Annotated in this window: 8 protein-coding genes; 3 read left to right on the top strand and 5 right to left on the bottom strand. The window is 33.4% G+C overall.

What is annotated here, in order from left to right:
* Window position 1: 1 nt before the first annotated feature.
* Window positions 2-1468: a glutamate synthase subunit beta gene (locus tag Q1A01_RS15550; RefSeq protein ID WP_299682851.1), complete on the top strand. Its 1467-nt coding sequence runs from the start codon at window positions 2-4 to the stop codon at window positions 1466-1468.
* 56 nt (window positions 1469-1524) lie between these two features.
* Here the strand turns inward: Q1A01_RS15550 and Q1A01_RS15545 are convergent, their stop codons facing one another.
* A complete protein-coding gene (locus Q1A01_RS15545) occupies window positions 1525-2205 on the bottom strand; it encodes a LytTR family DNA-binding domain-containing protein (RefSeq protein WP_299682850.1) in 681 nt (226 codons plus the stop codon).
* Complete coding sequence (locus tag Q1A01_RS15540) at window positions 2198-3328, bottom strand: sensor histidine kinase (protein ID WP_299682849.1); 1131 nt, start codon at window positions 3326-3328, stop codon at window positions 2198-2200. The genes Q1A01_RS15545 and Q1A01_RS15540 overlap by 8 nt, the downstream gene beginning before the upstream one ends.
* A gap of 314 nt (window positions 3329-3642) precedes the next feature.
* Here Q1A01_RS15540 and Q1A01_RS15535 point away from each other — a divergent pair, with 314 nt between their 5' ends.
* Window positions 3643-5025, top strand: a complete 1383-nt coding sequence (locus tag Q1A01_RS15535; protein ID WP_299682848.1) for a vanadium-dependent haloperoxidase — start codon at window positions 3643-3645, stop codon at window positions 5023-5025.
* Window positions 5026-5205: 180 nt separating this feature from the next.
* On the opposite strand, the gene Q1A01_RS15530 is transcribed toward Q1A01_RS15535, so the two are convergent.
* From Q1A01_RS15530 to Q1A01_RS15520, 3 genes are all read right to left on the bottom strand, one after another.
* Window positions 5206-5469 carry a GIY-YIG nuclease family protein gene (locus Q1A01_RS15530; RefSeq protein WP_299682847.1) on the bottom strand — a complete coding sequence of 88 codons (264 nt, stop codon included), beginning with the start codon at window positions 5467-5469 and terminating at the stop codon, window positions 5206-5208.
* Window positions 5470-5785: 316 nt separating this feature from the next.
* A complete protein-coding gene (locus Q1A01_RS15525) occupies window positions 5786-9643 on the bottom strand; it encodes a carbohydrate-binding protein (protein ID WP_299682846.1) in 3858 nt (1285 codons plus the stop codon).
* 216 nt (window positions 9644-9859) lie between these two features.
* Window positions 9860-12694: a triple tyrosine motif-containing protein gene (locus tag Q1A01_RS15520; protein ID WP_299682845.1), complete on the bottom strand. Its 2835-nt coding sequence runs from the start codon at window positions 12692-12694 to the stop codon at window positions 9860-9862.
* 311 nt (window positions 12695-13005) lie between these two features.
* On the opposite strand from Q1A01_RS15520, the gene Q1A01_RS15515 reads away from it, so the two are divergent.
* Window positions 13006-15966: a TonB-dependent receptor gene (locus tag Q1A01_RS15515; RefSeq protein ID WP_299682844.1), complete on the top strand. Its 2961-nt coding sequence runs from the start codon at window positions 13006-13008 to the stop codon at window positions 15964-15966.
* The last annotated feature ends 8 nt before the right edge of the window (window positions 15967-15974 follow it).

Raw genomic sequence — 15974 nt, 5'->3', positions numbered from 1 at the left:
GATGGGAAAGATCACAGGATTTTTAGAATATGAACGTCAAGTAGAAGCATGTGAATCTCCTAAAGAACGTATCAAAAATTATAAGGAATTTACCATTCCATTAGAACCTTCCAAACTTCAAGATCAAGGAGCGCGTTGTATGGATTGTGGTATTCCGTTTTGTCATAGCGGATGTCCTTTAGGTAATTTTATTCCTGATTTTAATGATAAGGTATATAAAGGAAAATGGGAAGAAGCTGCTCAAATTTTACATAAAACCAATAACTTTCCTGAGTTTACGGGGCGTTTGTGTCCTGCACCCTGCGAAGAAGCATGTGTGTTGGGTATCAACGAAGATCCTGTTACAATTGAGAATATTGAAAAGAATATAGTGGAGACCGCTTTCGCGAAAGCGTGGATCACCCCAAACCCTCCGAAGCAAAGAACCGATAAAACAGTCGCTGTCATAGGATCAGGACCTGCAGGACTTGCTGCTGCACAACAATTGAATCGTGCAGGACATCTAGTCACTGTGTTTGAACGCGATGCAAAAGTAGGCGGATTATTACGTTACGGGATTCCAGATTTTAAATTGGAAAAACACATTATAGATAGACGTATTAAAATACTAGAAGACGAAGGTATTATCTTTAAAACCAATGTCGAAGTAGGAAAAACAATACTGGCGAGTGAATTACAAACTGAATATGATGCTGTGGTATTATGTGGAGGAGCAACTGTAAAACGATCTTTGCCCATTGCAGGAGTAGATCTAAAGGGCGTACATCAAGCCATGGATTTCTTAAAGCAAAACAATCAGCGAGTAGATGGTATTTCAGATTTTGAAGAAGTACTTACAGCAGAAGGGAAGCATGTCATTGTTATAGGAGGTGGTGATACGGGATCTGATTGTATTGGAACTTCTAATCGCCATGGCGCTACATCGGTTACCAACTTTGAGATTTTAAATAAACCTACAGAAGGAAGACCTGCGCATCAACCTTGGCCTTATTGGCCTATGAAACTCAAAACAACGTCTTCGCATCAAGAAGGCGTTGAGCGTTTTTTTAGTATTTCTACCAAAGAATTTATAGGAGATACAAAAGGCAATCTAAAAGCATTAAAAACCATTCAGGTAGAATGGATTTTTAAAGATGGAGAGCGTCCACAATTAAAAGAAGTACCCAACACCGAAAAAGAATGGAAGTGTGATCTAGCTTTATTAGCACTTGGTTTTACAGGAGCTGAGAAAACCCTAGCCGAACAGTTTGGAGTAACGATGGATGGGAGAACAAATATTCAAGCTACTATCAAAGATTATAAAACCAATGTTTCTGGTGTTTTTACAGCTGGAGACATGCGTAGAGGCCAATCCCTTATTGTATGGGCAATTTCCGAAGGAAGACAAGCAGCGCATCATGTAGATGTATATTTAATGGGTAGTTCTACATTACCTCTAAAAGATGAGAGTGATTTACCTCGGATGTAATGCAAATGAGTTTAAAGAATCTTTACACGCTTTCGCGAAAGCGTATACATCAAGTATTATGAAAACAACTCTTTTTTTACAGTCTCAAAATAAGTGGCACTTACAGGAATACGGTGATCTTGTATGATGATATCCTTATCCTTTAACGCTTGCACTTTGTTTTTATTGATGATATAAGAACGATGCACCCGCATAAATAGGGAAGGAGGTAAACTGTCTTCCAGTGATTTTAAACTTTGATAGGACATGATCTTTTTATTATCTAGATAAAAAGTCACATATTCACTATCACTTTTTATATAATAAATTTCTGATAAGCGTACTTTGTGTAAGTCGTATCCAGACTTTATTGTGATAGTTTGCGAGCTTATGTCTGTTATATTTCTCGTAGTTGTTTGTACTTTGTTTACGGCCGTTAAAAAACGTTCAAAAGTAATTGGTTTTAAGAGGTAATCTATGGCGTTGAGTTCATATCCATCTAGCGCGTATTCTGAATATGCTGTTGTAAAAATTACTCTAGTTGTGGGCGAAATCATCTTTGCAAAATCAGTGCCTTTAAGCTGTGGCATTTGGATGTCTAAGAAAACGACATCAATTGTTGTTGATTTTAAGATGGATAATGCTTCTAAAGGGTTTTCGTATTCGCCTTCTGATACAATGAAATCTAGTTTATCTACATAACTTTTAAGCAAAGCTCTTGCTAATTCTTCATCATCTATAATGATACACTTAAGCATTGGTTTTTATTTTTAATTGAACTTGAAATATATCGATGCCTTCTAAAACGGTTAAGGTATGCTTTTCGGGGTATACTATGGCAAGTCGTTTCTTTACATTTTCTAATCCAATACCGCCTACAGTATCTTTTTCGGTATGTACATTGGCAATCGTGTTTTCTACTTTAAAGGTAATCGCATCTTGCGTAGCATTTATGTATATTTTAATGAAAGTATTTTGAATGCTTTCTATGTTACTATGTTTAAAAGCATTTTCTACAAATGGAATAAGTAACATAGGAGCAATCTCTATGTTAGGATCTTCCATTGTAAATTGAGTCATGATAGGGTATGTTTTGCTACTTTTAAGAGAAAATAGTTTGATATAATCATTGATGTAATCTACTTCTTTTTGAAGAGGTACAAAGGGTCGTTCACATTCATACAATACATAGCGTAACATATTAGAAAGGTAACTAATACTTTCTTGTGTTTTTTGAGTGTCTATGGCAGATAAGGAGTAAATATTATTTAATGCATTAAAAAGAAAATGCGGATTGATTTGAGATTTTAGAAGTTTGAGTTCTGTTTCTAATGTTTCGGTTTTACTTAATATAAGTGCAGCTTCCTTTTTTTGTGCAAATAAAAATATCTCTATGACAGATGTCAGTATAAATGTGATGCAGAGTAATAAGAAATTAATAAGAAAAGGAGAATTCAGTACTTTCCCAAATTGGGTGAGATTTTTTTGAGGGTTTGGAGGTGGTTTTCTATGCCTATCTTGTGAAGGCGGAGGTCCTGGTGGCCTCCCTTCCCTATAATCAGGAAAACGCTCGTTTTGAAAAATTTGTGATGGCCTATCTGGGCGATTCTGAAAAGGACTATTTGGGGAAAACTGATAAGATAAAAAAGCAGATACTATAAGAACTCCTAATCCTAATAAGATGAATGGTGTTTTTTTCCTTCTATTCAAAAAAGTAGGAGCTAAACTTAGTGTAATGCTACTAATAAGCACAATTTGAAGAATATAGATAACACTATTTTGCTTAATAAAATTTGGGATATCCTTATGACCTAGTGCCATTATAATCCAAACAATAGACCAAAACAGGACTTGAAATACAATTCTTTTTAATGATTTCATATCACAAATAAAAGTAAAATAAGATTAGTGAACTTTTAATTATTGGATAAATGACTTTATAATAGTACCCGTTTATAGCGTTTATTATTGCATTTACTGAAAACATAACCCCATTCGCTGAAAACTCTGTTTTTAGAATACTACACACAATGAATATTCAGTTATTTACATCAGACAACCTTTTATAAATGCAATCAATTTTATGAAAACAACACTACACTTTTTAAACACTATTTGGCGCCAAAATAATGCTTAAGAAGGCATATATGAAAAGAGACTTGTATGCTTTTTCTAACCATTTAACACGATTACTTATGAAACGATCACATTTTAAAACACTATTTACCTTAGCAGTGACTCTAGTGTTATTGCAATCCTGTGCCAACGATGACGATGCTCAAGACACAGCTATTGTAGATACTCCTGTAGTCACAAATGCAACTACACAACTGATTACAGACTGGAATGATCTTTGGCTTGATTTAGATCGCTATACAGATGCGATGAGACCTAATTCAACGGCAAGAGCACTTGCTTATATTCATTTAGCAGGATATGAAACTGCTGTAGCCGATATGGATGGATACACTTCAAACGAAGAGCGATTACAAGGATTTAATATCAATGAGAATCAACGCGAAGACAATGTGGATGTAAACCTAGCGCTTAATACCTGTTACGCATTGGTTTTTGATCACTTTATGTTTAGTGTATCAAACAACGAAAAAGCTGCTATAGCCATTTTACAAGAAAATAAGGTAAGTGAGTTATCGACAGATTTGTCTGAATCTGAAATTGAAAACTCTATAGAATGGGGTACGTATGTTGCAGAACGTGTGATCGCATATAGTCAAAGTGATACAGATGCTGAGACTCAGATTCTAGATCCCAACCCAGCGTCTTATGTAGCACCTACAGGAGATGGTTTATGGATAGCCGCAGAAGGGGAAAGTGCTTGGTTTCCATATTGGAGTAGTGTAAGAGCATTTGTGATCTCTCCAGATGAAACTACGAGTATTCCTCCTGCATACGAATATAGTACAGCCACAACGAGTGAATATTATATAGCCATGGAAGAGGTAAATGATATTGCAACGGTAGCAAGAGAAGAGGATAATGAAGATTTATGGATTGCTGAGTTTTGGTCTGACGATGTAGAAAGCTTGATGATGAGTCCACCTGGAAGACAATTTTCTATTGCAAATCAATTAATCGGACAAGCAGATTTAGGATATGAACAATCTTTAGAATTATTGCTTAGGCTTGGTTTTGCAATCAATGACGCAGCAGTTTCTGCTTGGGATGATAAATACACGTATGATACGCAGCGTCCTAGCACCTATATACGAGCTACTATGAATACAGATTTTGATACGAATTTAGCACGATTTATTGATTCACCTAATCCTGCATTTCCTAGTTATCCATCGGGTCATGCAACATTTGCAGGAGTATCAGCTGGTGTTTTTGCTCACATTTTTGGAGGAGATGCAATTAATTTTACAGATAGAAGTCATGAAGGAAGAGTGGAGTTTAATGGGGTTCCACGTACATACAACTCTTTTTCAGAAATGGCGCAGGAAAATGCCTATTCTAGAGTGCCATTAGGGGTACACGTTCAAATAGATAGCGATGAAGGAATTCGTTTGGGCTATGAAATTTCTGATGCTGTTAATGATTTTGATCTGACAAATTAATAATCGCTTTTCACCCCTTAATAACACCCGTATTATATACGCTTTCGCGAAAGCGTATACTTGAAACATTACTTTTTAGAATAATCAAGCAGTTGCATTTCAGATGTAACTGATTGAATTTTAAGTTGCGAGAACGAGAATTGAACTCGTGTCCGCCTCTGGCGGATATGAATCCTACCTTTATACTATGTTGAAAAACTGATTAATAATTTCTTTTTTTTCCTTTCTACCTATTCCCGATTTGAACCATTTTTCTCTAGAAAGAGCTTCCTTTTTAGATTCAAAAAATTCTATATGAATTACAATCCAAGGTCTGTAGGATATTGTCCAGCCTTTTATTGCATATTTATTATGAGAATGGAATCGAGAGATTAAATCAGATGAAATACCTGTATAGGATTTTTGGTGCTTTTGAGAATATGGTATGTAAACAACGTACTCCATAAAACCTAAAAAGGCCAACTATAGTTGACCTTTTATTTGTAGCGAGAACGAGAATTGAACTCGTGACCTCCGGGTTATGAACTGTAGCAGATATATTGTAAATTAATGAATATCAGTATATTTAGATGTGTATAATTTACAAATCATAGCATTATCCTTACATCTAACAACATGCAAAACCCTACGTTTATGGTAATTTTCATTTATCATATAAACCTCTAAACGCTTTTATTGTTAAATATAAAAGTAGCGGGACGATTGTAATTTTTCTCGCTGTTTTATCATTTACAATAATTTAATGTATTTAATTAGTTTATTAATAAACAATGAATGGTTTAGCTTGTAAGTTATCAACTTTTATAAAATATTGCCCTTTTGGCAAATCTTTAGTCATAGAATCAAGGGGTATATTTTGGATACCATTTCTAGATTCTGGATGATCTGTAAATTTAGCAACAACTTGCCCTAAAGTATTAAATATGAAAATTTCTACTGCTTGTACCTTCTCATTTATCTCGAGTTCATATCTAACTGTATTTTCTGAAAATTGATTAGTGTATACGACAACATTTTTAGTAGGAATATTCTGGAGTATTGTGTTTTCTATATTTTCATTTGTACTTGATCTTATTGACAACAATTCAAAACTCCATTGTTGCTGTGGTGAGTTATTTCTTTCTTGCTGAACTACACTCAGGCCGAGTGAATTTGTTCCATTTGGAATTTCTAAAGCTTTACCACTTCTTGCAGATACAATTTCGAAAAAGCTATTTCCAATAGGTATAATTTGCCACCTTTGATTTACATTGTCAAAAGAGTCGTATTGTTGTACTTCTGCACCATTTTGGAGTGATCCATCTACAAGATCTAAAACCTTATTGCTGTGTAAGGCAGTAATTTTATATTCATTACCTCCAGTGTTTTCTAGAATCCAACTTTGGTTGTCACCACCCGTAACTTCCCATTGCTGTACTCTAGCGCCATTGCTTTGAGAAACTCCTGCGACATCCATTACTCTATTAGATCTTCGATTTCTAATTATATAGATTTCTCCAGATTGAATATCACCATCATTAGGATTGTTTGCTTGCGGAGTTGCATTTGCGGTATTAGAATTACCACTATTTCCGGCTTGATTTATGGCTCTTACGCGATAGAAATATTGCGTTCCGTTAACAACTGCGTTGTCGACAAAAGTTGTTTCTTCAATGCCATTTGCAATGACCGAAAACCCACTGTTACTAGTTGTAGAGCGTCTTAATTCATAAGTCGCGGCATCTGTTACACTATTCCACGAAAGTGAAACTGTTGCATCTCCTCCAGTTGCTGTAAGGTTATTAGGAGTAGCAGGAGGATTTAGTTCATTTGATTCATTAAAAACGAACCAATTTATATTTCCGATTCCTTGACTGTTAGGAGCTAAGAAAACAAAATAAAGATCATGAATTCCGGTGACTTGATCAATGTTTACAGTTCTAGTTATCCAAGATTGCCAACCGCCAGTAAAACCGAAAGATAAAGTACCCACAAGATCACCTGTAACGCTCCCTAAGCGAATTTGCATGGTGCCTGTAAAATTTGCATTTGAGGCGATGCGGGCTTCTAAACTTCTTGCACCATTTCCAAAATCTATATTGTTATAAACTAGAAAATCGTCTCTATTTATAAACCCCACATTTTGTCCTCCTCCAGCATCGCTCGTATTTTGAGTTTGAATCCCTTGGCTATTATCAAAATCTTCTGCTTCTATGCGTACAAATGCAGATCTAGCGGGCTCTTGTGGAGTTGCATTTGCGGTATTAGAATTACCACTATTTCCGGCTTGATTTATGGCTCTTACACGATAGAAATATTGGGTGCCATTGGTAACTGAATTATCAGTATAAGTTGTTTCTGTTAGAGCATTTGCAATAGTCGAGAATCCGTTATTACCATTTGTAGATCTTCTTACTTCATATGTATCGGCGTCTGCTACAGTGTTCCATGAAAGTGAAACTGCTTCATCTTCTGCATTTGCGGTTAAATTTGTAGGTGCTGATGGCGGATTACCTAAATCTTGTTGACTAAACCGAAACCAGTTTATATTTCCAATACCTTCACCTCCCTGAAAAACGAGATAAAGATCACTAAGACCAGAAGTCTCTTGAATATTAGCCTCTTTAGTAACCCAAGATTGATAACCTCCTGTGTTTCCAAAAGATACGACACCTATTAGATTTCCTGTAGTACTTCCTAAACGAAGTTCCATTGTTCCCTCAAAATTAGCTCCAGAAGCTATTCGTACATTTACGCTACTTGCCCCATTACCAAAATCTACATTTTCATAGACAAGAAAATCATTGCTATCTATAAATCCAACGTTTTGACCTTCACCAATATCTGATGTGTTTTCTAATTGGACAGTTTGACCTTCATTAAATTCTTCAGCTTCAATCTGGCTAAATGCGTTTATAATAATTATGTTAGGAACTGCCGATATTTGAGTAGATTCTGTAGTTCCGATCTCATTTATCGCTCTTATTCTGTAGTAATAAGTTGTCCCATTAGTAACGTTTGTATCTGTATATGTGGTATTAGTTAAGTCAGAAGCGATAGTTGAAAATGGGCCATTAATGTTAGTAGCTCTTCTAACAGCATAAGTTGTAGCTCTATTTGCATCGTCCCAGCTAAGATTTACCTCTGTATCGTCTGTAGTGAAAATTATATTTGTAGGTGCTTCGGGAGGTTGTGGTGTAAACTCACCTTCCCAGGTAAATGTAGCTGCAGAGCGTCCAGGTAAATTATAGGTAAAGGATCTTCCGTTCCAATTGACACTTATTTCTTGATCTGTACTGTTTATATTGTATACAAGAAGTACTTTCTCTCCATTTTCATTACGTAAAGCTACATTAGTGACAGTATCATTATCTGGATCATTTGTGGCTAGTCTTACAGCTCCAGGTTGTACAAATTTTGATATTTGAGAGATGATGTAATAGGAAACATTGCGTGTAATACTATTTGAGTTATTAACAGTTATCGCACCTAAGCATTCATCACACCCGCCTGGGGTTCTTGGGTTTGAGTCTGGGTCTGCTGCATAGTTCCATTCAATTACTGTTCGAGACCAGTTTCGTAAAGAACCAATGACAACATTTTCTATATGCCATCCAAAGTCACCATTAAACTCTCCATTAGAACTGGTAAATTGCTCTGTAAAATATACATTTTTACCTGTAGCATTACGTACCTCAGACATTGCCTCAATATTAGCTCCTGGATCATATAAATGAAAAGCGGCACCCTCTGCATAAGTGCTATTATTTAATATATTTATAGGATATCCCGGGTTATCGCAGTTATGATCAAAGGCTATGATTCGAGGAGTAAAACCAGCAGCTTCTATTTGAGGACCTAAATGATTGTTTATAAAGTCTAATTGTTCATTAGAAGTCATTGCCATACTAGGCTCATTAAATGGATTTTCAGGTTCATTTTGTGGCGTAATACCCCATATTGGAATCCCTTCTGCCTCCATTTCCTGTAAATATCTAACAAAATACCTTGCATAAGCCTCGTAAAATTGCGGATCCAAACTTCCACCAATAGCTGGATTTGAAGAAGTATCTCTATTAGTCTTCATCCAGGTAGGGGCAGACCAAGGTGTTGCCAAAATTTTAATATTAGGATTAATTTCAAGTACTTTCTTTATTATAGGTATTAGATCTTCTTTATCAGGACCATCTAGACTGAAATTATTCATATTTATATCTCCCGGCGTATTGTTGTAAAAGTATACTGAGTTACTTAAATCTGATGCGCCTATACTAATCCTCATTACAGATAGCTTTGAGCCATCATTGTTTGGGTTAAAAGTTTCTTGAAGAATGGAGTTTTGCAAATTTGGATTAAGGTCATTAAGAACTTGAGCACTTCCTTGTGTCATCATAAAACCAAATCCATCGATGGTCTGAAACGTTTCTTGCTCTTCAACATTAATTGTAGCATTAGGAATTTCCCCATTGTTAAATGAGGTCGGAGTTTGTTCTTCTAGAAGAACCGTTTGATCTCCTTTTGTTAAGTGAACGGATACTTCTTGACCAGTCGAAGAAGTACATGTAAACAGAAAAGATATGATAGTTGCTATTACAACTAACACATCTGAACTTTTTTTTGAGTAAGTTTTTATTTTCATGACTATTGGTTTTAAAATATTCTATGTTGATCTTAAAAAGATTTATCAAAACAGGAATATCTATAATTATTAGACCAATAAATTTAGAATATGACAATTATTTATAATAATTTTTGAATACTCTTCAAATACATCAATATTTGTACATCATACTTCCAAGTTACGTCAGAATAATTCAAGTGGCTTATAGTCAGTTTCTTGTAGTTGTGTTTTCTTTTATAAATTTGTCAAAAAAATATTAAAACTAGACTCTTGATTGACTTGCAATTTTTTTCGAACTCTATATCTTGCAGTTTCTACACCTCGTACAGAAATATTTAACAAAGGGGCAATTTCTTTATTAGTTAAATTCATTTTTATAAATGCACAAAGCCTGAGTTCACGTGTAGTTATTTTCGGATGTATATATTTTAATTTTTTAAAGAAATCTTGATGGATCTTTTCAAAATTAACATCATACACTTTCATATATTCTTCCCCTACTTTATGTTGATGTAATTTTTTAAATATTTCAATTATCTTTTTTTTCGACTCCGCATTTTTAACAAGGTTCTTTAACTCTTTTAAATCATTTTGAATTTCAGCAAAAGCTCTTTTTTTATTTATAAGCTGTACGGTATAATTTGTTAGTTCCTTGCTTTTAAATATCACATCTTCTTCAAGTTGATTTTTGTCCTGTTTGAGTTTTAACCTTTCAATTTCTAAATTGAGTACTTTTTTGGATCTTTCCAATAGTGCTTTAGATTTGTTTCTCTCTTCTGTTATTTTATTATTAATAAGTCTTATCCCTAACCATATAATGAAAATCATTAAACTCACATATGTGATTTTTGCAAAATTTGTTTTGTGCCATAGTGGCTGTACTATAAAAGTGAAACTAGCTTCATTACCAATAATTCCTTTTTCGTCAAGGCTTCGCACTAAAAAATCATAAGAACCTGCAGGTAAATGGGTGTATTCTTTAAACGAATTATCACTCCATGTTGACCAGTCGTTATCAAGATCTTTGAGTTTGTAACTAAATTTTATATTTGAAGTTGGAGTTTTTTCAGGAGTTGCAAATTCAAACCTTAACACTTCTGTTGAATTTGATATTTCTAACTCGTTTTCCTCTCTAATAACTACTTGAGAAGTTATATTTTTAGTGCTTTCTTGTTTTGTTACTTTTGTTATGATTGTAGAAAAACTAGGTTTATCTAGTGATTCTTTTAAATTATATACATAAAGACCTGATTTTGCGCCTATCAAAACTTTCTTGTTTGTTATAGGTAGGATTTTCTCAAATCCTCTATTTAAATCTCCCTTAAGGTTACGAAAAGTATTTTTATCTATATCAGGGTGTTTGTCAGATTGTTTAAATAAACCTATTTCATCATTTAGCACGACCCACGTAGTATCCTGATGTGTTAGAATTTTTCTAGTATTAATTGTGTTTCCAATAATATTATTAAGTTTAGGATATGGTAAAAATTCATTATTTTCTTTATTAAATGTATAAAAACCAGTATTTGTAGAAAATATAATATCAGAATTCCAATTATGAACATTAATATTGAATGGAGATTTAAATCCATTTTGATCAGTAAAATGATCTATTGCTACAACTCTTCTATAGTCTTCACTAAACTTTACTTTGAAGACCCCTTTAAATCCATGGCACACCCAAAATGTATTTTCCTCATCTGAAGGCAAAACATCTCTTGTAGATTCTAGAAATCCTTTAATTTTTGTTGTTATGTTAAATCTTGTTCCTTCTTTTTTAAGAAGATAAAAGCCATTGTAACTACAGGCGAGAAATTCATTATTCTTATTTGAAATAGGAATAACTTTCCAGAATCCTCTTTCATTACTGATTTGAGTAACTTCCTCATCACTTATTTCATAAAGACCTAAGTCATGACTTACTATTGTAGAAGCCCCTATGTTTGAAAGAGACCAAGCTTGACCCTGCGGAATTTTTGTCTTAACAAAGTTGAAAACAGAACCTTCATTGGGTATTTTTGAAAAATAAACTCCATTGTTTGTTGCTATATAAATGGACTCATTTTTTATCAATATATCGTAAACAGATCCTTCTCTAAAAAGATTACTAAAAGAAGCATTATATTCTATAAGATCTATGCCATCATTTAAAAGAACCCATAATTCATCCTTATCTTCATAAAAATTTAATACTGTGTTATCTTGTATTTGGTCATAAATGGATCCTTTTTGGGAAGTATTCTTTCCATTAGAAAAAGTTAAAATTTTTGAACCAATAGTTCCTAGTATGTAAGTATCTCCTTTTTTTACTGCTACTGATAAAAATTCGTTTTGATCTTCTGAAAAGACTTCATGTTTTTTTGTTAATACTCCACTTGTTAAATCCCCTAGGTATATGTGACCTTTTTTAGTTATAATTTCAATGAAATTTGCTTTGTCTGATGGTAAGAAAGAAATGATAACTTCATTACCAATATCTTTTGAATTAAATATTGAGTTAAAGCTTTTCAAAACAGGATCAAAACTCATAACACCCAAATTTTCATCTTGAATATAATATGTGTCTTTAACAACATCTGAATGAATAAATCTACTTTCTGAGGGGATATATGATGATGAATTATTTTCTACTGTTATTAAACCTTTAAAGGTTCTAAAGATTATAATTCCATTAACTTCATGTATCTGCCAAACATTTTCTATTTTTTCTGTAGTGATTTTAAGATCCCTTAAAATGGAGTGAAATTCATAGTTTCCTAAAGAATTTTTTTCAACTTTTCCAAAATCATTGTAGCCGCCGGCATACACAGTACCATTTGAAGCGTACAAAAGACTTCTTACAGCAGAACTATTAGGTAAAAGGATATCTTGCCATTTTTGACCATCGTATGTAATAACTCCATCATTATTTCCAAAGTAATAAATTCCAGTTGAATCTCTTGCCATGGTCCAAAACTGAGAATCGCCCTTATAAGTAGTTCTGTCAAAATGAGTGATTTTTGCTAATTCAGGAATAGCAGATATAAATTTTTCAGGGTTCTGTGCTTGAACTTTTGTCTGGGAAATCATAGTGAATATGATCAACAGTTTAGTGTATTTACTATACATTACTAATAATATAAATTAAACGTATATGCCTTAATATCAATTTTTTAAAATAAAAAAAGTAAAATAGACGTAATCATACTTCGAAATCGATGTATTTAAGAAGTGTCTAAAAAATTGGCTCTATTTTTAACATATTCTAAATTTCGACTTAGGAATTTTAAGAATATCAAAATCTAATTTCAAAATAACATTCGCAGCGTTTAAAGAAACGATTAAATATTTAAAATTTCAAAACTAAAAACGAATTAAGAATTATAATATGTCAATTAACAATGAGTAAAACATTTATTTTTATTCTTTACTTTTTAAGTATTTCATCTTTATTACAAGCCCAAGAATTGTTACTTTCTGGTAAAGTATTAGGAGAAACTAGCACACCTATTTTAGGAGCTACAATATTAGTAAAAAATACAAGTAGAGGAGTTACATCCGACTTTGATGGAAACTTTTCTCTTAAAGTATCAAAAGGAGAAACTTTAGTTGTTTCTTCAGTAGGCTTTGAAGCACAGGAAATTTTAATCACTAACCAATCTTCTATTGAAGTCATTCTTATAGAAGATATTTTATCTCTTAAAGAGGTAGTGATTATTGGATACGGGACCTCAACTAAAAAATCTCTTACGTCTTCAGTCTCTGTGGTAGAAGGAGAAGATATTGTTGATGATAAACCTTTTACTAACATAGAAAATTCATTGCAAGGTAAAATATCTGGAATTCAGGTTATTAATCCTTCGGGCAGCCCTGGTCAAAGTACAGCAATAAGAATAAGAGGTGCTATTTCTTTATTGGGTAATTCCGATCCACTTTATATTATAGATGGGATTCAAGCTCAAAATACAGAAGGGTTGAATCCAAGAGATGTAGAGTCTATATCAGTTTTAAAAGATGCATCTGCTACTTCAATTTATGGAGCTCAAGCAGCTAATGGAGTTGTTCTGATTACCACTAAACGGGGCGAAAAAGGAAAGTCAATGTTAAGGTTTTCTTCATTTTTAGGCGTAAATGAAGTAGTTAACACCTTAGATTTATTAAATTCTGAACAATTTATTAATGTTTTGAATACCTCTAGGGCCAATGTAGGATTACCTTTAGTTGCTGATCCGAATAATTTTGCCTTCAATTCAGATTTTCAAAGAGAACTCTATGATCCTGCCACGGTTCAAAATTATGAAGTATCCTTTTCAGGAGGTGACAACAATGGAAATTACTATATATCAGGAGGTTTGCAGGATGAGCAAGGGACAATAGAAACTACAGGTTTTCAAAGATATTCTCTGCGATTTAATCAAGATCGTGAAGTTTTTAAAAATCTTAAAGTAAAGAGTAGTGTAGGTTTATCAAGAACAAATTTTAATGTAATTAACGATAATCAGAGAGTTAATCAAGGTGGAGTCGTATTATCTGCTCTACAAACACCACCAATTATTGGTATTATAGATGATAATGGCAACTTTCCTTCAAATCCTTTTCAACCTGGATTTGACAATCCAATAGCTCTTGTAAGAGGGGAGGATAGAGAATTTGTAACATCAAAAGTTCTTGCAAATTTAAATCTTGGTTACACTCTACCTGCTGGAATTCTAATCAATAGTGCTTTTAGTATAGATTATTCACAATCTAAATTTAATAGATTTGTAGACCCATTTACTACTTCAAACGGAAGAGCCACAAATGGACAAGCAGAGACCGCTACTTTCCAAAATACAATATGGTTATGGGAGAATACTGTTAATTACAATTTTAGTCCAGTTAAGGATAAAATTAATTTAGACTTTTTACTAGGCACATCTATTCAGGAAAGACGAGACGATAATACAAGAATTTTAGGAAATAATTTTTTAAATGGCTCTATAACTACCGTCAATCCAGCGACAGAAATTTTGGCTACAGAAGAAAGTATATTTGAAAACTCAAATAATTCTATATTCTTCAGAACCAAAATATCATATTTAGATCGATATTTTATTGAATCTACTATTAGACGAGACGGTTCATCACGTTTTGGTCCAAGTAATCGTTTTGCTGTTTTCCCTTCTTTTTCTGGATCTTGGATTGCTTCAGATGAAAAATTTCTACAAGAAGTTTCTTGGCTTAGTAGGTTGAAGTTTCGAATAGGTTATGGATTTACAGGAAATCAAAATTTCGGAAATAATAGATTTCAAGCTCTTTTTAGTCCAAACTCAAATTATGTAGTAAATGGACAAGTTGTTACTGGGGTATTCCCTTCACAAGTTGCAAATGCAAATTTAAAATGGGAGTCTACAGAGCAAACTAATTTTGGAATTGATCTTAGTTTGTTTAAGAATAGATTTAATATAACTTTCGAAACTTACTTAAAGAATACAACCGATTTACTCATTAATAATCCATTACCCATAACAACAGGTTTTGATAATGCTACACAAAATATTGGATCTATAGAAAATAGAGGAATAGAATTAGCACTAGATGCTGTGTTATTAGACACTGATGATCTTTCAATAAATTTGAATGCAAATTATACTCGAAATGTTAATGAGGTTACCAATATAGGAGGGCAAATAATTACTTCTGGATCAGTTAGTGATCAAGGTGAAGTTACACGTATAGAAGAAGAACAGCCTGTAGGTAACTTTTTTGGTTTTGTTTCAGAAGGGGTCGATCCTGAGACAGGTAATATTATATTCTCAGATCTTAACGGAGATGGTATAATTGATGATAATAATGATAGGACCATTATAGGAAATGCTCTTCCGGATTTTTCTTGGGCTACGACAACTACGATTAATTATAAAGGATTTGAACTTATTGTTTTCTTTCAGGGAGTTGAAGGACAGGATATTTATAACGCAACACGTCTTGAACTAGAAAACCAATCTGGATTTACAAATCAAAGTACTACCGTTTTAAATGCTTGGACTCCTGATAATCCTAACACAGACATTCCTAGAGCTGCATTTGGGGATCCTGATGGGAATAATAGAGCGTCTACAAGGTGGGTTGAAGATGGGTCTTTCATAAAACTTCGTGAGCTTACTTTAGGCTATAATTTTCCTAAAAAGTGGACCCAGAAGTTAGGCATAAATAATTTGAAACTCTTTATGCAAGGTAGAAACTTAGCAACTTGGACAAATTATTCTGGATATGATCCCGAAGTAAGTAGAGACGGTTCTAATGTTTTATCAAGCGGTATTGATTTTGGAACCTACCCACAAGTAAGAACTTTTATTGGAGGATTAAATATGACATTTTAAAATAAATA

Origin of the sequence: uncultured Dokdonia sp. (assembly GCF_947492815.1) — a bacterium.
Classification (GTDB): domain Bacteria; phylum Bacteroidota; class Bacteroidia; order Flavobacteriales; family Flavobacteriaceae; genus Dokdonia.
The sequence above is the reverse complement of the archived record's forward strand: the minus strand, read 5'-3'. Positions and strand labels throughout refer to the sequence as shown.